Here is a 23,212-nt window from a genome sequence, read left to right on the forward strand (position 1 = left end):
ACCCTTTCAGAGCGAAAGACTCCACCGAAACGCGCTGCGTTCAAGCCTGCTGGATCGTCAACCTCTGGAGCAAATCGCCATGCTTAACCGCCGGACCTTCTCAAAAGCCGTTATCGCCGGGGCCGCGATGTCTCTCGTCGCGTCGAGGCATGCGGCAGCGGCAAAGGGCGCGAGACCCACTCCTGCGCGTAACGTTGTATTCGTTCACGGACTTTTCGCCGACGGATCATGCTGGAGCGAGGTCATCGCCCGCCTGCAGGCGAAGGGGTTGAATGCAACGTCCGTGCAGAACCCGCTGACGACATTGCCAGAGGCCGTCGCCTCGGCCCAGCGCGTGCTGGCGCGGCAGGACGGACCGACCGTCCTGGTTGGACATTCCTTCGGCGGCATGCTGGTAACGGAGACAGGCGTGCATCCGAACGTCTCGGCGCTGGTCTACGTGGCCGCCCGCGCTCCCGATGCGAACGAGGACTATGCCGCTCTTGCAAAGTCCTATCCCACCCCGCCGGCCAGTGCAGGCATCGTGTTTGATGATGATGAGGGAAGACTGGGCGAAGACGCCTTCCTGCGGGACTTCGCCGGTGACCTGCCGGCAGCCAGGGCAAGAGTCCTCTACGCTGTGCAGCAGCCCTTCAACAAGGCTCTTCTGGCTGGCAGGGTGACCCAGGCGGCGTGGCGGTCGAAGCCGAGCTTCTATGCCGTCTCGACCGAGGACCGCACAATCAACCCCGATCTCCAGCGTTTTATGGCGAAGCGCATGGGCGCAGAGACGATCGAAGTGCCCGCAAGCCACCTCTCTCTCATCTCCATGCCTGACGAGATCGCCGGCCTTATCCTCCAAGCTGCTGGGCAGACGGCGTAGCAAGAAGGGGGAACGCCGCTCAGCGTTCACCCCAGCCGGGAGCGTGCCGAATAAAGAACGTTGGTTGGGCTGGTCGGGAAACCTCTCGACCAGCCGGTCGAGCCTCTTGCGGCCTCGGAGCACGTCACTGGCGGCACGACAAGCCGGGAAGACCCCTTGCGTCGACTGGGGTCTCGCGCCCTCATTGCTAGGTTGCGGCACGAACCCTCAAGCCTGATGGGCTTACCTCCGGGAATCGCGCACATGGCGCATCATGCAGCCCTGCTAGGCGATGCCGACCTGCTGAAGAAGCAGGTCGAGGCCGGCGTGCTGGTCCACGCCGGCTACAGCGACGTGAAGCGGATCATCGAAGCGATCCGCTCGTCCCTGCAGGCAAGGGGGCTATAAGAAGCTCGCGCCTGTCAGGAAGTGACAGTGACGCCCCGCGCTCGAATGGCCATGATGCCCCCTTGGGAGAGGCATCATGGCCAACATCAGAGAAGCTCTGTCGAATCTTGAACTGGCTCTAGACGAGCAATCTGCGGTCTTGGCCATGGTCGGACGATCAAACAATCCAGCAGAATGCATCGAGATGATCCGCAAGAACGAGGGCTCATGGCAGCGCATGCTCGCGGCTCACCGGAAGCTCATTCGGCTGGCAAAGGCCGAAGCCTCGTCGCCATCGGGGTCGTAGCGCGCTGATCGCCGCTTGGCCGCCGTTTGACGGCTCATCTTCCACCGGGATACCCGCCTCGGCCGCTGCCGCGATGAAGGCCGCGCGGAAGGTCGACGCCGTGATATGGTCGACCCGCGCGCCGAGCGCAGCAAGCTGCGCGGTACGGTACACAATCGGTGTTCCATGAAAGCCCGCGGCTACTTCATCAGCAGACGAGCGTCGTACCGAACCCCTCCCTGCCGATAATGTCCTTCGGTAACGCAAGCCACCCAGCGCCCCTTGGCGTTACCATCGCACACGAATGCCCAGATTCCCCCCGACGCTTCGTTGCGTCTCGCCGCTCAGACCGGTCGTGTAATCGACCGATCCGAAGGCCGCGACGGTGGGCGTCAACCGGATCGAGACACCGCCGCGCACCTCGAGGGAGGTGCCTTCGAGCTCCGTACCCACATTGGTGCCGTTGAACACCACGTCCGACGACTGCGAGAAGGTGTGCCAGAGGTCAACGCTGATGAAGGGTTGCCAGACGGCGCCTTGGACAACGGTGGTGCCCTCCAGCCGCAATCCCAGCCGGCCTGTGAACGCATCGAAGCTCTGGAAGTCGATGGCGGAATAGAGGTCGCGCGTGTCATCGAAGTCGACGCGCTGCCAGATGGGCTGGGCCTGCGGCTCCAACGTCCAATTATCCGCGATCGTGAAGGGAACACCGCCTTCGAGCGAGGCGACTATCGCGTTCCCGTCGGTGTCTATGCCGACGCCCTGGATCGAGGATGTGCTTCCGCCGAGCCACGTGTACATGGCAACGGCGTCGAGGTACCAGCCGGTCGGTCCTATATGGGTCCAGTACCCGCCAATGCTGTCGCCCTGCAGCGACAGGCTGCCGGCACGGTTGCCGACGATGGCGAGCGTGTTGCCATAGACTGATCCGCTCGCATCGGCATGCGTATAGAAGAGGCCAAGCCGCTCCTGCCCCCATCCCGACTCATAGGCTATGAGGTCGAGACCGACTTGAAGGCCCCAGATATCGCCGTCGATCTCTGGCGCGAGTTGATAGTTGGGGCCGGCGACGGTCGAGCTCCAGCTCTGATCGTGCGTGCCGCCGAATACGCGGCCCCAGGCGGCGGTGGCGATGCCGAGATTGTCCAGCAGGGACTGGTCGCCGCGACGCTCGTGGAACGTGCCGAGCGACGCCGTTCCCATTTGCTGCGCCATCGCGGACGTAAGGACATAGCCGGGAACCTCCCCGCGAATGAGGGGCGTCTGAACCGGCGGCGGTGGTAGCGGTGGAGCCAGTGGTTCCGGCTCCGGAGGCGGCGGCAGGGTGACTCCGGAGCGCAGGAATCAATCATCACCATTGGCCTCATTCGGCGCTATGCCCCTCTGATAGAGAAGATATTCGAAGGGGCCGGCGGCAACCCGCGCGCCCAGCGCGAATTCCGTCTGGGAGGGGCGGCGCTTGGGCTGACGTGTCGCAGATGTCTCACCTGTCACAGACAGGCAGTCGGAGAATCTCATTTTTGACATACCCTCGGCGGTTCGCCTGATCGACGGCAGTCGCTTCTTGAAGCTGCAGCGATGCGATGTTGCGCCTTGTTCTAGCTGGCACGGCGCTTGCCATTCGTTCCCAGGCAAATCGGGAGAATGCAATGCCGTCATCCGTCTCTCTACTGGGGCTTGGCTCCATGGGTAGCGCTCTTGCTCGCGCCCTCATCGCGGCCGGAATTCGTCCGACATTGTGGAACCGCTCGCCCGCGCGCGGTGCGCCCTTTGCCTCCTCAGCCAACCTCACCGACAGTATCGTCGATGCGGTGGAACGCTCCGACCTCGTGATTTCCTGCCTGATCAACTATGCAGCGACCCGGTCCAGCCTCGACCGACCGGAGGTGATCGAGGCGTTGAAGGGCAAGACGCTCGTGCAGCTTGCGACGGGGTTGCCGGCCGACGCGACGGAGCTAGCCGAATGGGCCGGGCGACATGGTATCCGTTATCTCGATGGTCGAATCTGCTGCTTTCCCGCCACGATAGGCCGGCCTGATGCTGTGATTTACTACGGTGGCGACGCAGCTACTTTCGAGGCACATGTCGGGACGCTCGTAGCGCTGGCGGGTAAATCGATCTACGCGGGTGAAAACGTCACCAATCCGACCATGCTCGATTGCGCCTTCCTCAGCTACTGCTTCGCGGCGCCTATGGCGATGTTGCACGGTGCGGCGATTTGCGAGGCGGCGGGTCTCGACCCCGATCTCTTCTTCGCTGCCCTTCCATCCTTTTCAGCCGACGTGAACCGGCGCTCGGTGTCCTTTCGCGAAGCCATTCGGGCGCGGGATTTCGCCAATGTGCAGTCGGCGCTGCAAACCGATCTGGCTGGAGCGAGGATGTGGCTCACCTGTTCGAGCGAACTCGGTGTCGATCCGGCGTTCGCGCAGGCACTCCTCGATGTCATGAAGGTGCCCGTCGACGAAGGAAAGGGAGCGCTCGACACCGCCTATCTTTTTCAGACTTTCAGAGGCGCCAAGGGACGATTGCCATCATGACCAGAACTTCAAAAGTGGTGGGCTGAGCTGGCGGCATCTCCGCTGCGGTCGGCTCGACCTGATTCAGGTCGAGCACGGCGCGCACGCCATCGGCGGAGGGCGGCACACCCCGCCGAGGCGCGCTATCCGATCGCGCTCACCGCTGCTCAAGTCGCTCAAGGCGTTCTTCCAGCTTGGTCGCCTGCGTCCGCATCACCTGAAGCTGCTCGTCGGCGCGGATCGAGCGCTCCATCAACCTGGTCATAGTGGCGATCTGCGCGTCGACCACGCCCATGCGGGTGCTGAGCGAGGCATAGCTCGCCGCCATGGTGGCGGGCACCGAGCTCATGGTCATGACGTGTCTCGGCGCGCACGCCGGCATACCAGTCGCGGCCCTGCTCCAGCCGGCCGTTCGCGAGCGCAAGGGCAGATAGGTCCGCGCCAGGGCGATGAGGGCATCCATGCCGACCTTGAGGGCCGGCAGCTTCACCGGCTCCGGCTTAGGGGGGGCGCCGCGCACCCCGCACACATCATCGGCAGTAAGGTCGCCGCGGCGATCCGGCGGGCGCTTCGCGAGCTCGGCTTCAGCGCGCGCGGCGGGATCGTGAGCACGTCGCCGAAGAACGGCAGGACGGCTTCGAGGCCGGACGGCAGTATGAGGCGGATGCTCCAGGGATAGGTTCCGTTGGTTGGAAGGGGTTCGGCCGTTACCCGCTGCGGCTGTCCGTTTCGGCGCCGTCCTGCGGCTGCTTGACGCCTAGCCGGGTGGTCCACCCTGAGCTCCGGTCGAAGCTCCGCGTCACGTTGTCGATGCGGTAGGTGCCGTCGTGCCGAGTTCGCGTCCCGCTGCCGTGGGGAAACGGTCCGGGTGGCCCAGCCCGAGCCGTTTCTCAAGCCGGAGCAGACGATCGGCACATGCGTGAAATGCTGCTCCGGCACACGCGTCATTCACCTGAAGGGCAACGCCTGATAGGGATGGCGGATGGAAACGTTCATCACCGCTATCAAGTACATCCCACTTGTCGCGATTGGCTTGCTGCCGATCATGAATCCCCTCAGCACCGTGCCGTTGTTTCTGGCGCTGACCAAGCGGATGTCCGTACAGCACAAACGGAAACAGGCCTTGCGAGCATCGCTATATGCGTTCGCGATACTGGCCTCCTTTCTCTTTCTCGGTCACGGCATCATTGCGTTGTTTGGCATTTCCTTGCCGGGCATCCGCGTGGCCGGAGGATTGATCATCCTCGTGCTGGCCTTTCGCATGCTGTTCGCTGGCGAAGGTGAAGCCGCTTCTATCGAGTCCGCTCCTGCCGAGATCAAGCAAGCTGAGATCGATTTCTCCTTCTCGCCACTCGCCATGCCTAGCCTTGCTGGTCCGGGATCCATCGCCATCGTCATGAGCTATGGATCACAGGTGCCGGCAGACCACCGAATACTCGGCTATGTCGTCGTTCTGATCGGCATCTTCCTCTGTATCATGGTCGCCTACGCGGCCTTGGCATCAGCGAACTGGCTTGCGAAGTTCCTCGGTGAACATGGCATCCAAGCTGTGACCAAGATCATGGGCTTCTTGCTTACATGTGTCGCGGTGCAATTCATCGCCTCCGGAGTTCGAGAGTTTGTCGTATCGTTTTCTTAGACGGCGGCCAGCGAAGCCTTGCTCAACCTGCGACCGCGACGCGCAATGAAACTGATCTGAGCAATGCGTGGTGCGAGACCAATGAAGCGATGACGGCCGAAGGGATTGCAGCCGCCTTGGTAACTCCGAGTTCGTCCACCCTTTTTCTTATTGCCGCGATCATTCTCGGGTTAATTGCCGGGCTTCAGTTCATTCTCTCGAAGCGGCTGCACACGGCTGCACTGCGCTTCTGGGCGTCTTCCAATCTCGTCTTCTGCCTCGGATGCACGCTCTTTGCCATGCGCGACGTGCTCCCTCTCTCTGCGCCTTCGGTCGCTGGCAGCGGGCTGCTCATCCTCGGGATCGGCCTCATCGCTGGAGGCATCGCGGCCTTTGATGGCCGACGTCCGCGCTTCGGCCTCCTGTTTGCTGGACCTGTGGTCGCTGTAGCAATGCTCGCGGTCTCGGTTGCCGGCGGTGATCAGCCCGCCGAGCGGATCCTGATCTCTTCACTGGGCGTTACCTTTTACACCTTGCTTGCGGTGACCCTGTTGCTGCGCTTGAAAGTACACCGCCTCGACGGGGTCCAGGTACTGTGCGCCGGGGTCATGTTCCTCTTCGCCGCGGTCTATCTGGCGCGGGGCGGGGGTGTTTATTTCGGTGTGATCGATCCCACAGACCCTTTCGGCGGCGGCTGGGCGCGTGTGCTGGCCCTCACGATGGCCGTTACCTGGAGTTTTTGCTCGCTATTCCTACCGCTCGATCGGGCGGCGTCTGTGGATGGCCTCACCGGGCTTTTCAATCACAAGGCAACACTGTCGGTTGGACAAGACCGGCTGAAGGAAGCGCTGTCACGCAACCATCCTCTGTCGGTACTCCTGCTGGATCTGGACCACTTCAAGCGCGTGAACGACCGTTTTGGCCATCATGTAGGCGATCAGGCTCTGAAGGCCTTCGCAACGGTGATGTTGAGATCGGTACGCACGTGCGATGTAGTCGGCCGCCTGGGCGGCGAAGAGTTCTGCATCATTCTTCCTCTGTGTACCGAGGCCAAGGCCTTCGAAATAGCCGAGCGACTGAGGCGACGATGCGAAACCGAACTCGAGTTCGTCGCCCGTCATAGGATCAGCCTGACGGTTACGATCGGCGTTGTGACGCGCTCCCCCACTTGGGACACTATAAGTTCCCTGATGAAAGCGGCGGATGCGGCGCTGTACGAAGGCAAAGCGCTTGGTCGGAATCGCGTCATCTACGCAGGCGCGACACGCTCGACCGGCGAAATGGTACCTGAATTATAAGCCCTGGCGGATCGCTGTTCGTCTTGCCGGATTGGGATCGGCAGCTTTCACGTCAGCAGGATTCGTCTGGCACGGAGGGGGACTCACACTCGAAAACGCCTTCGTCCATCAGTTGCTATGAAGGGGAAATGGTCAGGAACGAAGTCGCCGGCTTTCGGTTCTACTGCTGCGGCAAGGACCGCATAGGGAGAACGACAATGACGAACGATCCGAAAAACAAGCAGGGAATGGGCGAGCACCACGATACCCGCCAGGGCGATCAGGGCCACAAGTCGAGCCAGCTCAATAACCCTGACAAGCAGCACACCCAGAGCCCCGGCGGCCAGAGGCAGCAGGGCGAGGAGCGCCGCGACCCGAACCAGCAGCACAAGGGCGGCCAGCGCTAACGCGGGCGTCTGCTCGCCGCCCGCCCCAGCTGAGTGCCAGGGCGGGCGGCGTTGTGAATGCAGTGTTCCTCGCACCGCAAAATCAATTCGATTTTTCCGGAACCATCGCCGCAAAGCCTATTTGTGCTCGCTGATCGACGCGGTCGAAGTCGACCAGCACGTCGTGCGCATCACCCCGTCCATGGTCGCCTCATGATGGCGAAGGATGTCGTGGAAGCCATCGGCTACACAGTGAAGTCCTACACCGCCTTCACCCTCAACGGCCTCAAGGTCTCCGAAGCGAACCGGATCACGCTCACCCGCGAGGACTTCGACGCATCCGAGGGACGGCTTGTGCCGACATTCGATCAGGCCACGTTCCTCACCCGCGCCGGACTGGACGAACTGGTGGCAAATGCCGCCGCGAAGAAGGTGCGGACCTTCGGCCCGTGGATGGTGGAGCGGATGGAGAACGGCGCCCCAAAGCGGCAGCCCAAGCCGGCACCGAAGGCCCCGGAAGTCCCGCCTGAAGGGCTCCCTTGGGAGGGCTGAACGCTCACCTCCCGGCCCCGCGAACCCCTCACTATAGGAAGACCTAGCGCGGCCCGAGGGAGCCTCGTGGAGGGCCGCTAAGCCCCCCACTATAGGGAAGACCTGCGGCGTCCCGCCGTGGCGCTTCCCTGCCGCTCTCAGCCGCCCCTTCACACGCGCATCGCGCCAACCTCCGCGCGCCCCAAAGCGGGCTCCTGTGGATAACTCGGTGTGGCCGTGTGAGGGGCTGTCTATCCCCTTTGCGAGCCGCTTCACGACCCCCGAAACGCCCCTTGAACGCGGACTCCTGATGCCGCAAGGAGTCCCCATGAACAAGCAACCGGAACCTCCTGTCCGACACCGCTGGTTTGACGATTGGCGAGGCGCTAGAGGTACTTCTCTTCGCAAGCTCGTGTCGGACATCACCTCTGAAGTCGAGGCGTTGGAGCAGGTTAGCGGAGCCCGCAAGCGAGCCCGGAAGGTGGTCGATAAGGCCCGCTTTGAGGCCGCCGTGGAGGTGGTCCTGAGCAACCTCGCGCACGAGGTGCTGGTGCCGAGCGAGGCCGGCCGCCTAGCCATACTCACCGGCAACGGCGCCAAGGGTGCCACCCGGTACGACAACAAGGCGCTTGGAGAGCCGCTGCGGACTCTGCTGGGGCACCTTCAGGAACTTGGGCTGGTGGATTGGCAATGGACCGGAGAGCGCGGCGTAGCCTCGTCTCTGGCGCCCACGCAGGCGTTCCGCAGCCGAGTTGAGAGGGCCGGCATTGCCATGGCGGACTTCGGCCGAGTGCCGGGTGAGGAAACTATCCTCCTCTCTGCCAAGCTTCCCCTCGGTGGCGAGGGTTCCGGCCTTCATCGGCGGGAGCGGCTGCCCTATGTCGACACCCCGAATACGACAGCGATGCGGGCGGCTGTTGAGGCCCTCAACGGCTTCCTTGCGGGCGCAGACATCGGCTTCGCTGAAGATGGTCTCGGAGCCGTAGACACCTCCGACCGCAGGATGCGTCGGCATTTCGTGCTGAGGGCAGGGGCCAACGGCGAGGCTCCGGTGGTCTCCTTCGACCTCGGAGGGCGTCTGTTCGGTGGCTTCTGGCAGAACCTTCCGTCTTCCCGGCGCAGAGGCATCCGGATCAACGGCGAGCCGGTGGCAGAACTCGACTACGGGCAGATGGCCGTGAGGCTGGCCTACGCGACCGTTGGTGCAACGCCTCCGGAGGACGACATGTACGCTCTTCCGGGGCTGGAGGGGCATCGAGCCGCCGTGAAGATAGCCTTCAACACGCTCCTGAATGCGGGGCCGAAGATGACCCGATGGGGCTATGAGCGGATGGACGGGGCAGAGGGCCAGGACGCCAGCGAACGCCTTCCCGAAGGCTGGACCGTGAAAAGGACCAAGGCTGCCATCCTAGCGCGCCATCCGGCGCTCGCCCCCTGTCTCGGGTCCGGCATCGGCCTCAAGCTCATGCACATGGAGAGCGTGATGCTGGTGGCCGTGCTGGAGGAGATGATGGAACGGGAGGTTGTCGGTCTCGGCATCCACGACGGTGTGCTCGCTCCAGCATCGAAGGCGGAGGAGGTGCGGACAATCATGGAGAAGATGGCGGTGGCGAAGGCCGGGACCACCATCCCGGTCTCCGTCGAGGCGCACTTTCTATAAGAGGCTCTGCTCCATCTACAGGAGGCGTAAGCACTAAGGGCGAGGTGGGGGAGAAGAAGGTGGGCGCCGTTCCGCGCGCGGTAGGCCCAATCCCGTCGCAATTTCCTGAAGGCGGCGCTCTATCACTGCGATTTGCGCGGCCCCGAGGGAGGAGTATTCCATGCCTTCACTTAGCCGGAAGAAAGCGCCGTCTCTGAGCGAAAGCACTGCCACGTCGTCAGGAACCTGCGCTGCGCGAGAATAGACGCTGGGGAACAGCGACAGGGCTCCATACACGAATCTGTCCACGAGGTCGGGTGCCTTGTTGTTCCAGACGTGGACGGCCACAAGCTGATTTCTGATCTTGATGCCGAACGTGGGCTGGAAGCTGACGCGGACGATGCCTGCGGGGCCCTCGGCGGTTACGGTGGCAAAATCCACAATCTCGCCGGGATGGCCGCGTCTCCAGTCGGCCAGCACCTTAATGCCCTCCTTGGCGGACTGGCGCTCGGGAGCTTGTTTAACGCCATCTAGCGAAGTGAGGACTTCTGCCTCCGTCAGCCCTCTTACAAGCAGTCGTTCCGCCGCGAGCTTGAGGCTCTTGTGGTAGTCATACCCGCCCTCGCTGGGCTGTAGGCGTTCTCGGAGCGCTGACTGCTGTCGTCTATCGCTTAGGCAAATCAGCTTCAGATAGGCAGAGAGACCGAAATTCGGCACGGCGCTTCTCCTTCTCGAAACGAGACGACGCCGTTCTGCCGGCAATCACAAGCCGAGAAGGCGCGCGCTGCAACCACGCGCACATGGGTGGCGCAAGGACGTGTAGCAAGGGAATTTGGCAGCAAATTCAAAAGAATTTTGGAATTCTTGCCTGTGCCGATTTTCATCGCGCTTGCCGCTCTCACGCGACATCCGAACGGCAGACGGCGATTACGGCCGAGGGCGAGTCGTTCTGCCGCAGCCGGCCAGTGCCCGCTGGGGTCCATCTTTGGGGTTCATTTGGGGTCCATGTCCATTTTCACGTCAGTGATTATCGAGGAAAATCAAAGACATACGGACATGCAAAATGACTGGCGCGCCCTAGGGGAGTCGAACCCCTCTCTCCACCGTGAAAGGGTGGCGTCCTAACCGATAGACGAAGGGCGCGCAGGCGCGGACCTTATAGGGGCGTGCGGGCCGGCGCACAAGACGTCGCGCGCGGTGTCGTCCACAGGCGTATGAGCTGGCCCCGTCACTTCACCATTTGCCGATATTCGGCAGAGAGGCCCAGGGCTCCTGCGGCGGCAGGGCGCCGCCCTTCTGGAGCAGCTCGATGGAGATATTGTCGGGCGAGCGGACGAAGGCCATGCGGCCGTCGCGCGGCGGGCGGTTGATGGTGACGCCGCCATCCTGCAGCTTCCGGCAGGTTGCGTAGATGTCGTCGACCTCGAAGGCGAGATGGCCGAAATTGCGGCCTTCGCCATAGGCTTCCGGATCCCAGTTGTAGGTCAGCTCGACCTCGGCGAGGCCTTCCTGTCCGGGGGCGGCGAGGAAAACCAGCGTGTAGCGCCCCTGCGGCACCTCCTTGCGGCGCACTTCCACGAGGCCCAGCTTGTTGCAGTAGAAGTCGAGCGAGGCCTCGATGTCGGTGACGCGCACCATGGTGTGAAGATATTTCATGGGTCCTCTCGCAAGCTTCGGCGGCCGCGCGGCCGGCAGGATGGGAGCGCAACATATGACGATGGACGATGACATCAAGGCGGCGTGTGTCGATCTGACGGACATTCTCGCCGGCATGCGGCGGGGTGTCGCCTTCACCGGTGCGGGCATCTCGACCGAGTGCGGCATTCCCGATTTCCGTTCGCCCGGCGGCCTGTGGACGCGCAATCGCCCGATCGATTTCGAGGCGTTCCTGACCAGCCGCGAGATGCGCAACGAAGCGTGGCGCCGGCGCTTCGCGATGGAGGTCGCCTTTGGCGGCGCCACGCCGGGGCGCGGCCACCGGGCGCTCGCCCGGCTTCTGGAAGAGGGCAGGCTGGCCGGCATCGTCACCCAGAACATCGACGGGCTGCATCAGGCCTCCGGCGTGCCGGACGACCGTCTCGTCGAACTGCACGGCAACAGCACCTATGCGACCTGCCTCGACTGCGGCGAGCGCTACGAGCTCGGCTGGGTGCGGGAGCGCTTCGAGGCGCGGGCGCAGACGGCGCCGGACTGCCTCGATTGCGGCGGGCCGATCAAGACCGCCACCGTCTCCTTCGGCCAGCCCATGCCGGGCGAAGCGATGACGCGCGCGGGCGAGCTGACCGCCGCATGCGACGTCTTCCTCGCCATCGGCTCATCTCTGGTGGTGTGGCCGGCGGCGGGCTTTCCCGTTCAGGCCAAGCGCAACGGTGCCCGGCTGGTGATCATCAACCGCGAGCCGACCGAGTTCGACGACATGGCCGATCTCGTGATCCATGCAGACATAGGCGACGTGTTCGAGGCGGCGACCACGTCCTGATCGCCGCGGCTAATCGCGCACCCGAATCAATTTGGGTGTTTTCGTGGCGGAATCGGATGCTATGCTCGGCCAGTCAGAATCATAAGTCTCTGCCATTGGTGCGGAGCGAAGCGTTCCTGGAGGTAGACAGCCGATGGTATCGGACGGTTCTCTGCCACGGACGGGACTGGTCTCGCGGAACGCGCTCGACCAGGACGCCGATGTCGCCGATCGTGCCGATGGCGGCCTCGTCCAGATCGCCGGTACCATCAAATGGTTCGACGTCTCCAAGGGGTATGGCTTCGTCGTGCCGGATGACGGTAGCGGCGATGTGCTGCTGCACGTGACCTGCCTGCGGCGCGGCGGCTTCAACACGGCGCAGGAAGGCGCGCGGGTGGTGTGCGAGGCGGTGGCGCGCGAGCGCGGCTTCCAGGCGCTGCGCGTGCTGTCCATGGACGAGTCGACCGCCCTTCATCATTCGCAGCTGCCGCAGGCGCGCACCCATGTGACGGTGCAGCCGGTCGGCGGCTTCGAGCGCGCCTGGGTGAAATGGTTCAACCGGCTGCGGGGCTTCGGCTTCCTCTCGCGCGGCGAGGGGACCGAGGACATCTTCGTCCATATGGAAACGCTGCGCCGCCATGGGCTGACCGAGCTGCGGCCGGGCCAGATGGTGCTGGTGCGTTTCGGGCCGGGGCCGAAAGGCCTTATGGCTGCCGAAGTGCGGCCGGATGGTGCCGCCACGCCGTCGTCTCACTAGGGAAGCGCTCGCCGCGCCATTGACCGCATGATCATCGCCCGTTCCGTGGCTGGCGCACGCGCCGCCGTGTTCCCGCATGCCGGCCTTCTCCGGCAGTGCGTGGCGGGCCTTGCCGCCGTCACGTTGCTGTTCGCCGCCCTGTTGTCCGCCCAGGCGGCCAGCTTCGAGAAGCTGACCGTCTCGACCAAGGCGGGGCCGGTGGTCTTCGAGGTCGAGCTCGCCGTGACGCCGGCCGAGCGGTCCAAAGGTCTGATGTATCGCACCGAACTGGCCCCGAACGCCGGCATGCTGTTCGACTTCGGGGTCGATCAGCCGGTCTATATGTGGATGAAGAACACCTACTTACCGCTCGACATGGTGTTCATCCGTTCCGATGGCCGTGTGGCCAGCATCGCGGCAAACACCGTCCCCCTCTCGACGGCCACGATTTCCTCCGGCGCGCCGGTGCGGGCAGTGCTGGAACTGCCAGCGGGCACGGCGAAAGCACGGGGCATCGCCGTCGGCGACCGTATCGAACATCGATTGTTCGCCGGAGGCTAACCGAAGTCGTCACAGCGCCCAGGGGGTATCCAGGACCTTCCACTGGCGGGCTTCGACGGGAACGTGTCGGCGCAGGTCCCGGCGCGCAAACGAGCGATCATGTCGTGATATAGGCAGGCAGTGGCGACCGCGGCTGGGCTCGAACCAGCGACCTGCCGCTTAGAAGGCGGCTGCTCTATCCAGCTGAGCTACGCGGCCCCGCTCCACCGGCAACAGACGCGTGTCAGTGGGTCCACTGGCCGACGCGGCGGAAGCTGAAATTGTCGGCATAGGCGATGCGGCGCCGGATCGGCTCCTGGGGCTCCTGCACCTGATAGGCGATGCCATGGCGCTCCGCGTAGGCGATCGCCTCTTCCTTGGTGTCGAAACGCAGGCGAAGCTGGCTCTTCATGTCGCCGGAACTGGTGTAGCCCATGAGCGGCTCGACCTGGCGCGGCTGTTCGGGCTCGTAGTCGAGCACCCAGAGCTTGGTCTTCGCCGTACCGGACTGCATGGCGTTGCGCGCCGGCTTGTAGATGCGTGCCACCATTTCCTTCGCTCCCTCGCCCCACGGGCCGCTCAGCTTCGCACGTCCGAATGGTCGGGGCAGCAGGATTCGAACCTGCGACCTGAAGTACCCAAAACTTCCGCGCTACCGGGCTGCGCTATGCCCCGACGCCGTGTAAACGTTACAGATGTTCGATTCTGGAAATCTGCACGCCTGCTACAGCGGCGATGAAATGGCACAGAATCGCTGCCGGCGGCAAGAGCGGTGCCGGAGTGGCGTCACGAGCCCGGGAGAAGATGGGCCCCGCGTCCTCGCCATGTCGTAGGCTGGACGATGATCCATGAGGCGATCGCCTGCTGCCTCTTTCCCCAATGATCGCGCCGGAGCGGGCCGGTGCGAGCCCTGCGTCGCGCGCATGACAGGGTGGAGAGGGGCACCAAAGTCGAATCGCGGCCAAGGCGGCTGCGCGCTATCGGAACGTCGTTTTTCCGAAACGGAAGGTTTCCGTCATGCATCGTGAGCGTATCCGCCAGCCGTCGCTTCTCGCCAAGGTCGTCAGCGCGGAAGAAGCGGCTTCGCACATACGCGACGGCATGACGGTCGGCATGAGCGGCTTTACCCGCGCAGGAGAGGCCAAGGCCGTGCCGATGGCGCTGGCCCAGCGGGCGAAGACCGAGCCGCTCAAGATCACCCTCATCACCGGCGCCTCGCTCGGCAACGACCTCGACAAGCAACTCGCCGAGGCTCACGTGCTTTCCCGCCGCATCCCGTTCCAGTCGGATCCGGCGCTCCGCAAGGCGATCAATGCCGGCGAGGTGATGTTCGTCGACCAGCATCTGTCCGAGACGGTGGAACTGCTGCGCACGCAGCAGCTCGGCCCGGTCGACGTGGCGGTGATCGAGGCGGTGGCGATCACCGAGCAGGGCGGCATCATCCCTACGACCTCGGTGGGCAATTCGGCGAGCTTCGCCATCCTGGCCAAGAAGGTGATCGTCGAGATCAACCTCTCCCAGCCGCTATTGCTGGAAGGGCTGCACGACATCTACATCCCGACCCGCCGGCCGGTGCGCCATCCCATTCCGGTCGTGGCGCCGGAGAATCGCGTCGGGCTGCCGTTCATCCCGGTCGATCCGGAGAAGATCGCGGCTATCGTCGTCACCTCGAAGCTCGATTCGTCCTCCACCGTGCTGCCGCCGGATGAGGAGACAAAGGCCATTGCCTGGCACCTGACCGACCTGCTGAAGCGCGAGGTGAAGCTCGGCCGGCTGACGAACACGCTCCAGCCGCTGCAGGCGGGCATCGGCACCATCGCGAATGCGGTGATGCACGGGCTGATCGAGAGCCCGTTCCACAATCTCACCATGTATTCCGAGGTGCTGCAGGATTCGACCTTCGACCTTTTCGACGCGGGGAAGATGGACTTCGCGTCCGGCTCGTCGATCACCCTGTCGCAGGCCAAATATCAGGAAGTGCTGCCGGATCTCGCCCGCTACAAGCCGAAACTCATCCTGCGCCCGCAGGAGATCAGCAACCATCCGGAAGTGATCCGCCGCCTCGGAGTCATCGCCATCAACACGGCGCTGGAGTTCGACATCTACGGCAACATCAACTCCACCCACGTGGGCGGCACCCACATGATGAACGGTATTGGCGGTTCCGGTGATTTTGCCCGCAACGCCTACCTCTCCGTCTTCGTTACCAAGTCGATCGCCAAGAACGGCGCGATCTCCAGCGTGGTCCCGATGGTCGGCCATGTCGATCACAACGAGCATGACGTCGACGTGGTAGTAACCGAGCAGGGACTGGCGGACCTGCGCGGACTGGCGCCGCGGGAGCGGGCAGCGGTCATCATCGCCAACTGCGTGCACCCGAGCTATCGGGATGCGCTGTCGGACTATTTCCAGCGAGCACTGGCGCGCGGCGGACATACTCCGCACGTGATCGAGGAAGCACTGAGCTGGCACGCGCGGCTGCGCGAGCGCGGGACGATGCTCGCCGGCTGATTCCCGGCGAGCGGCTCACGCTGTTGCGCCCCTTGGGGCAGGAAGGCTAACTCTGCCGCCTGTCCCCGACGCGCGAATCCTTAGCTCATGCCCGCACGCCTTCGCCTCTACCTCGCCGGACCCGAAGTGTTCCGTGCCGACGCCGCCGAGGAGGGTGTGCGGCTCGTGGCGCTGTGCGAGGCCGCGGGGGCGGAGGGGCTGTTTCCACTCCATGCCGAGGGCGTGGACATCCGTCAGGCCTGCATCGACATGATCGACGCGGCCGATGCCCTGGTCGCCAACATCTCGCCCTTTCGCGGCGTCCACATGGATCCGGGCACCGCGTTCGAGATCGGCTACGCGGAAGCGCGGGGCAAACCGACCTTCCTGTGGTCGGACGATCCACGCCCGCTGACCGAGCGGATGCCGCCGAATCCCGACGGGCGCGACAGTGACGGACATCTGATCGAGGACTTCGGCAGGCCGGAGAACCTGATGATCGTACCCAATGGCCGCCCGGTCCGGGCCAGCGCGGAAGAAGCGATCGCCGAGGCCGTGGGAGCGCTGGGATTCGCGGTGAAGAATCGCCAGCTCCAGCGCATGACGCGGGCGGCGGTAGCCGTCGCTCTCGTCGTCAGTCTTGCGGCGGCGCTTGCCGCTGGCGCCATCGTCAACCGCATCGTCGGCTGGTAGCCGCTCGAGCCTGCGACGCCACCACAACAAGTCGTGACCGGAACCCTAAGCGCGCCGACGTCGTTGTTGCCCATGAACCGGCGGGCATTTTCTTGCCTGCCGCCTCGTGAGTGACAGACGGAGACACATCATGCGCAAGCTGATTCTTGCTACCGCCACTCTCGGCATCCTCACCGCCGCCGGCGTGGCGACCGCGACGGCGCAATATCGCGAACCGATGTATGGCGGGCCGGTCTATCGCGGCCCCGTCTATGAGGGGCGCAACGTCTACATGGCCGAGCCGCGCGGCGTCGTGGTCTATGGCAATCGCTATATGCGGACCGCGCCGCTGGGTCCGAGCTACGGCTATGAGCCGAGCTACGCCGATCCCTGGTACATGCCCGGCGATCAGGCCATCATCAATCAGGAGCGTATCAACGAGCGCAGCAGCCGTTGATGCCGCTTCGCTCAGCACCTTCGTGAAGGGCGGGCCATCGGCCCGCCCTTTTCGTCGTGCATCGTGTCGACCTTGACGCGCGGTGCCCCGGGTCTCTTGAATGACGGCTGCGGACCGGCGCCGAACGCGGCGCGGGATGGCGATGATCGACGCCAAGCATTCGGAGACAGACATGACCAAGCACGCCGGGTTTCCCCTCGACACGTCTTCCCATGAGGAGAGGCTGGACCGGTTGGGGCAGGTGGCGGTGCATGTCGGTCTCGGGCTGCGTCCGGGGCAGGAACTGGTGATCACCGCCTCGATCGACGCCTTGCCGCTGGTGCGGCGCATCACCGAGCATGCCTACAAGGCCGGCGCGAGCCTCGTCACGACGCTGTTCAGCGACGAGGAGACGACCCTCATGCGCTTCCGCAACGCGCCGGACGACAGCTTCGACGCGGCCTCCGGCTGGCTCTATGAGGGCATGGCCAATGCTTTCAAGTCCGGTGCGGCGCGCCTTGCCATCTCCGGCGAGAATCCCTCGCTGCTCGCCCATGAGGATCCCGAGAAGGTCTCGCGAGCGAACCGTGCCCGGTCGAAGGCATATATGCCGGCGCTCTCGCTGATCGCGGGCTTTGACATCAACTGGACGATCGTCTCCTACGCATCGCCCGCCTGGGCGAAGGCCATGTTCCCGGGCGACCCGGAGGACATCGCGGTCGCCAAGCTCTGGCACGCCATCTTCGCCGCCTCGCGCGTCGACACGCTCGATCCCGTGGCCGCATGGGAGGCGCATAATCGTGAGCTGCAGGCGAGCACCGCCCGGCTCAACGGCCGGCGCTATGCCGCGTTGCGTTTCCGCGGCCCCGGCACTGACCTCACGGTCGGTCTCGCCGACGAGCATGAATGGGCGGGTGGGGCCTCGACGGCCAAGAACGGCATTGTCTGCAATGCCAACATCCCGACCGAGGAGGTGTTCACCACCCCGCACAAGGACCGGGTGCACGGCTATGTGACGAGCACCAAGCCGCTCTCCTACCAGGGCACGCTGATCCAGGACATCGCGGTGAAGTTCGAGGGCGGCCGAATCGTCGAGGCGACGGCCCGCACTGGTGCCGATGTGCTGAACAAGGTGCTCGATACCGACGAGGGCTCGCGCCGGCTGGGCGAGGTGGCGCTGGTGCCTCATTCCTCGCCGATCTCGAAGAGCGGCCTGCTGTTCTACAACACGCTGTATGACGAGAACGCCGCCAGCCATATCGCGCTCGGCCAGTCCTACAGCAAGTGCTTCATCAACGGCTCGTCGCTCACCCCGGAGGAACTCGCGGCCCGCGGCGCGAATTCAAGCCTGATCCATATCGACTGGATGATCGGTTCCGGCGAGGTGGACGTCGACGGCATCACCGCGTCCGGTGAGGCCGAACCGGTGATGCGCAAGGGCGAATGGGCCTGATGGTTCGCCGGCAGGAACGGGCGGCTTCCTGATGCCGCCGAACTATGATGAAGTCGCGCCGCCTCGTGGCCGGTCGAATCCGGCCATCGGACGGGAGGGCAGACTGATGTGTCGTTGGCGCGCCTGGTGGAAGGGGCTGCCGGCCCTTGCCGTGCTGGCCGCTGCCGCCATTTTCTTCGGCCGGGCTCCGGTGGAGCATGACCTGACGAGCCGGGCCGAGGCGCTGCTGTCCGAAATCGGCGAATCCTGGGCGCATGCGCGCTTTGAGGGGCGCAGCGCGGTGCTCGAAGGCGAGGCGCTGTCCGAGGAGGCGCGGATCAAGGTGCGCGCCGAGCTCGGTCGCCTTTCCGGCGTGCGTCTGGTCGAGGATCGCACGACGCTGCTGCCCGAGCGCCGGCCGTTCACCTTCGGCGCCATCCGCGACGGCAACAAGCTGCATCTGGAAGGCTATGTGCCTTCCAACTACGCCCGCCGCCGCATTGCCGAAGCCGCCGCCGAGATGGCGCCCGGCGTCGTGGTGAGCGGCGATCAGGAGCTGGTGCGTGCCCGTGGCGTGCCGGCCGGCGACTTCATCGGCGTCGTCGCCTTCGGCATCCGGCAACTGGCCAAGATGCCGTCCGGGCGCATCACGATCTCCGACGATGCCTTCTCGATCGAGGGGCGCGCGCCCGACTTCACGACCTATGACGCGCTCGAGGTGACGGTGCGCAGCGAACTGCCCGGCGACTTCAAGCTGGCGCGCTTCGCGGTGTTGCCGCCGGCGGTGTCGCCCTTCGTTTGGTCGGCCTCGCGCGAGCCGGATGGCGTGACGCTGTCTGGCTACATCCCGCTCGGCGATGCGCGTCGCTCCCTGCTCGACATGGTCCGCGCGGCGGTGCCGGGCGCGGCGATCTCCGACCGGCTGCGGCTGGCCGACGGGGCGCCGCAGACCGAGGGCTGGCTGAAGGCCGTGTCCTTCGCCCTCGGCCAGCTCGGGCGGCTGCCGAACGGCAAGGTCTCGCTCTCGGGCACCACCATCTCGGTGGAGGGTAGCGCGCCGGATTTCGCGGCCTATGACGCGCTTGCCGGTGCGCGCCGCAGCGTGCCGGAAGGCTACACGCTGACGCGATTCGCCGTGGAGCCGCCGACCGCCAACCCGTTTATCTGGAGCGTTCAGCGCAACGCCAACGGCGTGCGCCTGACCGGCTACGCGCCTTCCGAGGACGCCAAGCGCCTCGTGCTCGATGCGGTACGCGGCGACCTGCCCGGCGTGCCTTTGAGCGACGAAATGCGGATCGCCTCGGGCGGCCCGGCGGCCGAAGCCTGGGTCACCGCGACGGCCTTCGGCATCGACCAGCTCTCGAAACTGCTGACCGGGGCGGTGCGCGGCGACGGCACCACGCTCTCGGTTTCCGGCGAGGCGCAGGATTCGGCCGCTTTCAACACGGTGCTCGCCGCACTCGCGCAATCACCGCCGCGTGGCTTCACGCTACGGGCGGATGTGCGCCCCCCAGTGGTCTCGCCCTATGTCTTCAGCCTGCGCAAGGATGCCGATGGGCTGACGATCTCCGGCTTCTTCCCGTCGCCGACCGAGCACGAACGGCTAGTCGCCGCGGCAAAGGCACAGTTCCTCGGGGCGCCGGTGAACGACGTCTCGGCCGTGGCGCAGGGCGCGCCTCAGGGCTTCACGGCCGCCGCGATGGCCGCCATGCGCCAGCTCTCGCGTCTGGAGACGGGTGAGGCCCGCTTCGATGACGGCAGGCTGCGAGTGACCGGCGCGGCCCTCTATCCGGCGGCTGTGGCGTCGATTCGTTCGACGCTGGCTTCGGCGCTTCCCTCGGGCTTCTCGCTCGATGTCGGTCTTGAGGTGGCGGCGCCACACCCGATGGTCGACCGTGCCGCCTGCCAGAAGGCGATCGACGAGTTGCTGGAGAAAGGCACCATCGCCTTTCTCGATGACGGCACGCGTATCGATCCGGCGAGTTACGGGCTGCTCGACCATGTGGCATCCGTCGCGGCCAGTTGCCCGGACTCGATGATCGAGATCGCCGTCCGGCAGCCGCAAGCCAGCGCGGTGCTGGCGGCGGGACGGGCGCAGTCGGTAACCAAGTATCTGGCGGGTGCCGGTATCGCGCCGGACCGCCTCGCCACCGGGGAGCGCCCGGCGCTTGCCGCGCAGGCCACCGTACCGGGCCGTATCGGCGAGCCCGGCATCCAGCTGATCGTGAGGTGACGCCGATGTGGTTCCTGGCGCTCGAATTGTGGCCCTATCTCCTCGGCGCACTCGCCATCGGGCTCGTTACCGGATGGTTCGGCGGCTGCAAACCGGCGCGGCGCAAGACGACACCCGTCGAGGCAGAGGAGGCGGTATCGTGACCTCCTTCGCCATCGACGTCACCATTCTGCTGATGGCGGCCTATCTTGTCGGCTGTATCAGCGGCTGCTGGCTCCGACGTGTAATCACGCAGCGTCGCGCCGGCTGATTACCCTATCTATCGGTCCCGCCTCAGAAGCGGGAGCCGCGCAGGTCGGCTTCGATCTGCAGGGTGTCGCGCGTTCCGAAGCGCGACTTGTAGACCTGAGCGTTCTCCATCACGCGCTGAACGTAATTGCGCGTCTCGGAGAAGGGGATGCGCTCCACCCAGTCGATGGGATCGACCGAGGGGTCACGCGGGTCGCCATACTGGGCGATCCACTTGGAGACATTGCCCCGTCCGGCATTGTAGCCGGCGAAGGTCAGCACGTAGTTGTTCTGGTAGTTGTCCAGCAGGCTGCGCAGCTCGGCGGCGCCGAACTGGACGTTGACCGTCGGGTGGCTCAGCCGCTTGGGATCGTAGGTGGCGCCGGTGCGCTGGGCGATGGTGCGTCCGGTCGCCGGCATGACCTGCATAAGGCCCGTCGCGCCCGCCCGCGAAACCGCCGACGGGTTGAACATGCTTTCCTGCCGGGCGATAGCATAGACCAGCGACCGGTCCACGTCGGTGGTGATCGGCTGGTAGTTCGGGATGCCGATGGTGGGATAGGCCTCCGCTTCCAGCGGAATGCCGCGATTGAGCGCGACCTTGCCGATCGTCGTCATCGCGCGAGCGTCGCCCTGCTGCTTGGCGAGTTCGGCCAGCAGGCCGAGCTGGGCGGAATCCGGCAGACGCTCGGCGAGGTCGTAGGCGAGGGCGAGCGACAGCGCCGACTTGTCCAGCCGGTCCAGCAGCTTGAAGATCATCACGCCTTCATCGCGCGAGAAGGCGGTACGCTGGGCGGCCGAGGCGGCCGGCGCGGCGTTGATCCGCACACGGGAATTGCCCAGCCGCGCGCTGGCAAGCTGGCCGTAATAGGCCGTGCCGTATTCGGCCGCGGCGGCGTACTGCGCCCGGGCATTGGCGGTGGACCCCATCGCCTCGAGCGCGCGGCCCTGCCAGTAATAGCCGCGCGAAACGGTCGCCGGGTGGGTCTGCCGCTCGGGGATCTTGGAGAAATGCTGGAGCGCGGTCTTCGGATCGTTGAGGAAGCGCAGCGCGATCCAGCCAGAAGTGAACTGCTGCTCGGCGCGCAGATGCTCGTCGTCCGGCACCGCCGCGTCGCGGGCGACCTTGTAGGCGCCGCGGGCATCGCCTTTGTCGAGCAGGCCGCGAGCGACGAGACGGCGCTCGATCCACCACTCATCCGGATCGACCAGAACATCGGCGTCCTTCGGCGCGCTGGCCAGCGTGCGCGCCGCACCCGCGTGGTCGTCCTTGCGGCGCTGCACCTTGGCGAGCGTATAGAGATAGGCCGGGTCGGAGCGCAGCGACATCGGCACGGAGGCGAGGGCCTTGGCGACGTCGCCCTTGCCAGAAGCCAGCGCGATGCGGGCACGAGCGAGGGCGACCACGTCGTCGCCGGCCCGCTGTGCGGCGCGCAGGCCACGTTCGGCATCCTCGGCATAGAGCAGCTTGTCGGCCCGGCGCTTGTGGTCGCCGCGCGTCAGCAGTCCGCCGAACTCCACCATCACCGTCGATTCGGTGTCGGCGGACAGAGGATCCTCCTGCCAGGCATTGCGCAGCCACGCCGCGCCGGCCTTCTGGTCGCCGGCGGCGAACAGCGCGCGGGCGAGCGCGATCTTGCCCTCGCCGGAATAGGGCGCCTGCTCGGCGAAGAAGCCGAGGATCGTCTGCGGATCCTTGTTCTCGACGTAGAGCAGATATTCGAGTCGGCGGCGCAGCACGACGGGCGTCGGCAGGGTGGGGTGGGCGCGCAGGATGGCGACGGCCCGGTCGAAGCCGACGTCACGCGCGGTAACGCGCAGCGCCAGCCAGCGCACGAGCGCCTGGGCACCGGGATCGCGCATGGAATCGGCCATGGCCAGCGCCTGGGCGGATTGCCCCTTCTCCACCAGACTCACCGCCTGCTGGAGATCACCGGACGCACCGCCCAGCACGCGCGTCGGCATCAGGCTCGCCGCACCGGCGGAGGCGGCAGAAGCGGCCGTGAGCTTGGGGGAGGGCGTGATGGTGGGCTTCGCCGCAGGTGTCGCGACGGCCGTCGGCTTGGCGCTCGGCTTCGGCGCCGGCTTGGCGGCCGCGGTCTTGCCGCTCGCCTTGTCCTTGCTGGCGGTCGAAGGCTTCGCCACCGGCTTTGCGCCGGGCTTGGGAGCCGGTGTCGGCACCGGCGTCGCGTGGACGACGGAGGAAGCGACGGGTGTCAGGAGCGAGGCGGAGCCCAGCAGCAATGCGGCGGCGACCGGCAGAATCAGTCCGCCCGTCCGGCGACGCTGGACCGCATATTCGTTCTCGGACTCGCTCATGGGTTCTCGCATTTCCCGCCCAACAGACGACGTGTGATCCTGCGACGGTGCAGGCAGGACCATACCTATCTGTTGTCCCGCGATCTTATTGACGAATTGCTAACCACAACCCCACGCTTGCGCTCAACCTATACTCAACCGCTGCGCTTGTCTTGGCCAATAGGCGATCAACCCGGCGAAACCGGGG

General features: G+C 65.3%; 24 protein-coding genes and 3 tRNA genes. 18 read left to right on the plus strand and 9 right to left on the minus strand.

What is annotated here, in order from left to right; genetic code table 11:
- Positions 1-79: 79 nt before the first annotated feature.
- From STARVERO_RS06155 to STARVERO_RS06165, 3 genes are all read left to right on the plus strand, one after another.
- The gene (locus tag STARVERO_RS06155; RefSeq protein WP_159598256.1) at positions 80-862 is read left to right on the plus strand and encodes an alpha/beta fold hydrolase; all 783 of its coding nucleotides are present in this window, start codon (positions 80-82) and stop codon (positions 860-862) included.
- A gap of 243 nt (positions 863-1,105) precedes the next feature.
- Positions 1,106-1,249 carry a hypothetical protein gene (locus tag STARVERO_RS06160; protein ID WP_159598257.1) on the plus strand — a complete coding sequence of 48 codons (144 nt, stop codon included), beginning with the start codon at positions 1,106-1,108 and terminating at the stop codon, positions 1,247-1,249.
- Positions 1,250-1,325: 76 nt separating this feature from the next.
- Positions 1,326-1,535 carry a hypothetical protein gene (locus tag STARVERO_RS06165; protein WP_159598258.1) on the plus strand — a complete coding sequence of 70 codons (210 nt, stop codon included), beginning with the start codon at positions 1,326-1,328 and terminating at the stop codon, positions 1,533-1,535.
- A 267-nt stretch (positions 1,536-1,802) separates the two neighbouring features.
- On the opposite strand, the gene STARVERO_RS06170 is transcribed toward STARVERO_RS06165, so the two are convergent.
- Positions 1,803-2,855 (minus strand): autotransporter family protein, encoded by a 1,053-nt coding sequence (locus STARVERO_RS06170; RefSeq protein ID WP_159601632.1) that lies wholly within the window; start codon positions 2,853-2,855, stop codon positions 1,803-1,805.
- 308 nt (positions 2,856-3,163) lie between these two features.
- Here STARVERO_RS06170 and STARVERO_RS06175 point away from each other — a divergent pair, with 308 nt between their 5' ends.
- Positions 3,164-4,051, plus strand: coding sequence for an NAD(P)-dependent oxidoreductase (locus tag STARVERO_RS06175; RefSeq protein ID WP_159598259.1), 888 nt, complete (start codon positions 3,164-3,166; stop codon positions 4,049-4,051).
- Between the two features lie 136 nt (positions 4,052-4,187).
- Here the strand turns inward: STARVERO_RS06175 and STARVERO_RS23340 are convergent, their stop codons facing one another.
- Positions 4,188-4,385, minus strand: a complete 198-nt coding sequence (locus tag STARVERO_RS23340; RefSeq protein ID WP_200837707.1) for a hypothetical protein — start codon at positions 4,383-4,385, stop codon at positions 4,188-4,190.
- Between the two features lie 627 nt (positions 4,386-5,012).
- On the opposite strand from STARVERO_RS23340, the gene STARVERO_RS06180 reads away from it, so the two are divergent.
- The 5 genes from STARVERO_RS06180 to STARVERO_RS06200 all read left to right on the plus strand — a co-directional run bounded on the left by STARVERO_RS06180 (position 5,013) and on the right by STARVERO_RS06200 (position 9,502).
- Positions 5,013-5,669: a MarC family NAAT transporter gene (locus tag STARVERO_RS06180; RefSeq protein ID WP_144343613.1), complete on the plus strand. Its 657-nt coding sequence runs from the start codon at positions 5,013-5,015 to the stop codon at positions 5,667-5,669.
- Between the two features lie 89 nt (positions 5,670-5,758).
- A complete protein-coding gene (locus STARVERO_RS06185; protein WP_159598260.1) occupies positions 5,759-6,946 on the plus strand; it encodes a GGDEF domain-containing protein in 1,188 nt (395 codons plus the stop codon).
- 197 nt (positions 6,947-7,143) lie between these two features.
- Complete coding sequence (locus STARVERO_RS06190) at positions 7,144-7,332, plus strand: hypothetical protein (RefSeq protein WP_144343611.1); 189 nt, start codon at positions 7,144-7,146, stop codon at positions 7,330-7,332.
- 210 nt (positions 7,333-7,542) lie between these two features.
- Positions 7,543-7,863, plus strand: a complete 321-nt coding sequence (locus STARVERO_RS06195; RefSeq protein WP_244616620.1) for a hypothetical protein — start codon at positions 7,543-7,545, stop codon at positions 7,861-7,863.
- Positions 7,864-8,170: 307 nt separating this feature from the next.
- Positions 8,171-9,502, plus strand: coding sequence for a hypothetical protein (locus STARVERO_RS06200; protein WP_159598261.1), 1,332 nt, complete (start codon positions 8,171-8,173; stop codon positions 9,500-9,502).
- A 33-nt stretch (positions 9,503-9,535) separates the two neighbouring features.
- On the opposite strand, the gene STARVERO_RS06205 is transcribed toward STARVERO_RS06200, so the two are convergent.
- The 3 genes from STARVERO_RS06205 to STARVERO_RS06215 form a co-directional block, all read right to left on the minus strand.
- Positions 9,536-10,198, minus strand: a complete 663-nt coding sequence (locus tag STARVERO_RS06205) for a hypothetical protein (protein WP_159598262.1) — start codon at positions 10,196-10,198, stop codon at positions 9,536-9,538.
- A gap of 351 nt (positions 10,199-10,549) precedes the next feature.
- Positions 10,550-10,624 (minus strand) — tRNA-Glu (locus STARVERO_RS06210).
- Positions 10,625-10,714: 90 nt separating this feature from the next.
- Positions 10,715-11,137 (minus strand): VOC family protein, encoded by a 423-nt coding sequence (locus STARVERO_RS06215; RefSeq protein ID WP_159598263.1) that lies wholly within the window; start codon positions 11,135-11,137, stop codon positions 10,715-10,717.
- A gap of 55 nt (positions 11,138-11,192) precedes the next feature.
- Here STARVERO_RS06215 and STARVERO_RS06220 point away from each other — a divergent pair, with 55 nt between their 5' ends.
- From STARVERO_RS06220 to STARVERO_RS06230, 3 genes are all read left to right on the plus strand, one after another.
- Positions 11,193-11,960, plus strand: coding sequence for an SIR2 family NAD-dependent protein deacylase (locus STARVERO_RS06220; protein WP_159598264.1), 768 nt, complete (start codon positions 11,193-11,195; stop codon positions 11,958-11,960).
- 133 nt (positions 11,961-12,093) lie between these two features.
- Positions 12,094-12,696 (plus strand): cold-shock protein, encoded by a 603-nt coding sequence (locus STARVERO_RS06225; RefSeq protein ID WP_144343606.1) that lies wholly within the window; start codon positions 12,094-12,096, stop codon positions 12,694-12,696.
- 27 nt (positions 12,697-12,723) lie between these two features.
- Complete coding sequence (locus STARVERO_RS06230; RefSeq protein ID WP_144343605.1) at positions 12,724-13,236, plus strand: DUF192 domain-containing protein; 513 nt, start codon at positions 12,724-12,726, stop codon at positions 13,234-13,236.
- A gap of 121 nt (positions 13,237-13,357) precedes the next feature.
- Here the strand turns inward: STARVERO_RS06230 and STARVERO_RS06235 are convergent.
- The 3 genes from STARVERO_RS06235 to STARVERO_RS06245 all read right to left on the minus strand — a co-directional run bounded on the left by STARVERO_RS06235 (position 13,358) and on the right by STARVERO_RS06245 (position 13,890).
- Positions 13,358-13,434 (minus strand) — tRNA-Arg (locus tag STARVERO_RS06235).
- A 25-nt stretch (positions 13,435-13,459) separates the two neighbouring features.
- Positions 13,460-13,765: an ETC complex I subunit gene (locus STARVERO_RS06240; RefSeq protein WP_144343604.1), complete on the minus strand. Its 306-nt coding sequence runs from the start codon at positions 13,763-13,765 to the stop codon at positions 13,460-13,462.
- 48 nt (positions 13,766-13,813) lie between these two features.
- Positions 13,814-13,890 (minus strand) — tRNA-Pro (locus tag STARVERO_RS06245).
- A gap of 342 nt (positions 13,891-14,232) precedes the next feature.
- Between STARVERO_RS06245 and STARVERO_RS06250 the strand changes: the two genes are divergently transcribed.
- From STARVERO_RS06250 to STARVERO_RS23345, 6 genes are all read left to right on the plus strand, one after another.
- Positions 14,233-15,726 carry an acetyl-CoA hydrolase/transferase family protein gene (locus STARVERO_RS06250; protein ID WP_144343603.1) on the plus strand — a complete coding sequence of 498 codons (1,494 nt, stop codon included), beginning with the start codon at positions 14,233-14,235 and terminating at the stop codon, positions 15,724-15,726.
- An 87-nt stretch (positions 15,727-15,813) separates the two neighbouring features.
- Positions 15,814-16,398, plus strand: a complete 585-nt coding sequence (locus tag STARVERO_RS06255) for a nucleoside 2-deoxyribosyltransferase (RefSeq protein WP_159598265.1) — start codon at positions 15,814-15,816, stop codon at positions 16,396-16,398.
- A 130-nt stretch (positions 16,399-16,528) separates the two neighbouring features.
- Entirely contained in the window at positions 16,529-16,834 is a 306-nt protein-coding gene (locus STARVERO_RS06260; protein ID WP_144343601.1) for a hypothetical protein, read from the plus strand.
- A 172-nt stretch (positions 16,835-17,006) separates the two neighbouring features.
- On the plus strand, positions 17,007-18,266 hold the full coding sequence (locus tag STARVERO_RS06265) for an aminopeptidase (protein ID WP_159598266.1): 1,260 nt from the start codon (positions 17,007-17,009) through the stop codon (positions 18,264-18,266).
- Between the two features lie 106 nt (positions 18,267-18,372).
- On the plus strand, positions 18,373-20,478 hold the full coding sequence (locus STARVERO_RS06270; protein WP_244616622.1) for an OmpA family protein: 2,106 nt from the start codon (positions 18,373-18,375) through the stop codon (positions 20,476-20,478).
- A 5-nt stretch (positions 20,479-20,483) separates the two neighbouring features.
- Positions 20,484-20,621: a hypothetical protein gene (locus STARVERO_RS23345; RefSeq protein WP_200837709.1), complete on the plus strand. Its 138-nt coding sequence runs from the start codon at positions 20,484-20,486 to the stop codon at positions 20,619-20,621.
- Positions 20,622-20,751: 130 nt separating this feature from the next.
- On the opposite strand, the gene STARVERO_RS06275 is transcribed toward STARVERO_RS23345, so the two are convergent.
- A complete protein-coding gene (locus STARVERO_RS06275) occupies positions 20,752-23,025 on the minus strand; it encodes a lytic transglycosylase domain-containing protein (RefSeq protein WP_159598267.1) in 2,274 nt (757 codons plus the stop codon).
- Positions 23,026-23,212 lie beyond the last annotated feature (187 nt).

The organism is Starkeya nomas, assembly GCF_902703545.1.
Lineage (GTDB): Bacteria > Pseudomonadota > Alphaproteobacteria > Rhizobiales > Xanthobacteraceae > Ancylobacter > Ancylobacter moscoviensis.

Bases quoted from the DNA above. Each gene is read 5' to 3' on its own strand.
- STARVERO_RS06275 (WP_159598267.1), bottom strand. From the start codon at position 23,025: ATGAGCGAGTCCGAGAACGAATATGCGGTCCAGCGTCGCCGGACGGGC.
- STARVERO_RS06155 (WP_159598256.1), top strand. From the start codon at position 80: ATGCTTAACCGCCGGACCTTCTCAAAAGCCGTTATCGCCGGGGCCGCG.
- STARVERO_RS06200 (WP_159598261.1), top strand. From the start codon at position 8,171: ATGAACAAGCAACCGGAACCTCCTGTCCGACACCGCTGGTTTGACGAT.
- STARVERO_RS06165 (WP_159598258.1), top strand. From the start codon at position 1,326: ATGGCCAACATCAGAGAAGCTCTGTCGAATCTTGAACTGGCTCTAGAC.
- STARVERO_RS06270 (WP_244616622.1), top strand. From the start codon at position 18,373: ATGTGTCGTTGGCGCGCCTGGTGGAAGGGGCTGCCGGCCCTTGCCGTG.
- STARVERO_RS06250 (WP_144343603.1), top strand. From the start codon at position 14,233: ATGCATCGTGAGCGTATCCGCCAGCCGTCGCTTCTCGCCAAGGTCGTC.
- STARVERO_RS06225 (WP_144343606.1), top strand. From the start codon at position 12,094: ATGGTATCGGACGGTTCTCTGCCACGGACGGGACTGGTCTCGCGGAAC.
- STARVERO_RS23345 (WP_200837709.1), top strand. From the start codon at position 20,484: ATGTGGTTCCTGGCGCTCGAATTGTGGCCCTATCTCCTCGGCGCACTC.
- STARVERO_RS06215 (WP_159598263.1), bottom strand. From the start codon at position 11,137: ATGAAATATCTTCACACCATGGTGCGCGTCACCGACATCGAGGCCTCG.
- STARVERO_RS23340 (WP_200837707.1), bottom strand. From the start codon at position 4,385: ATGACCATGAGCTCGGTGCCCGCCACCATGGCGGCGAGCTATGCCTCG.
- STARVERO_RS06220 (WP_159598264.1), top strand. From the start codon at position 11,193: ATGACGATGGACGATGACATCAAGGCGGCGTGTGTCGATCTGACGGAC.
- STARVERO_RS06175 (WP_159598259.1), top strand. From the start codon at position 3,164: ATGCCGTCATCCGTCTCTCTACTGGGGCTTGGCTCCATGGGTAGCGCT.
- STARVERO_RS06260 (WP_144343601.1), top strand. From the start codon at position 16,529: ATGCGCAAGCTGATTCTTGCTACCGCCACTCTCGGCATCCTCACCGCC.
- STARVERO_RS06265 (WP_159598266.1), top strand. From the start codon at position 17,007: ATGACCAAGCACGCCGGGTTTCCCCTCGACACGTCTTCCCATGAGGAG.
- STARVERO_RS06180 (WP_144343613.1), top strand. From the start codon at position 5,013: ATGGAAACGTTCATCACCGCTATCAAGTACATCCCACTTGTCGCGATT.
- STARVERO_RS06240 (WP_144343604.1), bottom strand. From the start codon at position 13,765: ATGGTGGCACGCATCTACAAGCCGGCGCGCAACGCCATGCAGTCCGGT.
- STARVERO_RS06255 (WP_159598265.1), top strand. From the start codon at position 15,814: ATGCCCGCACGCCTTCGCCTCTACCTCGCCGGACCCGAAGTGTTCCGT.
- STARVERO_RS06160 (WP_159598257.1), top strand. From the start codon at position 1,106: ATGGCGCATCATGCAGCCCTGCTAGGCGATGCCGACCTGCTGAAGAAG.
- STARVERO_RS06185 (WP_159598260.1), top strand. From the start codon at position 5,759: ATGACGGCCGAAGGGATTGCAGCCGCCTTGGTAACTCCGAGTTCGTCC.
- STARVERO_RS06230 (WP_144343605.1), top strand. From the start codon at position 12,724: ATGATCATCGCCCGTTCCGTGGCTGGCGCACGCGCCGCCGTGTTCCCG.
- STARVERO_RS06190 (WP_144343611.1), top strand. From the start codon at position 7,144: ATGACGAACGATCCGAAAAACAAGCAGGGAATGGGCGAGCACCACGAT.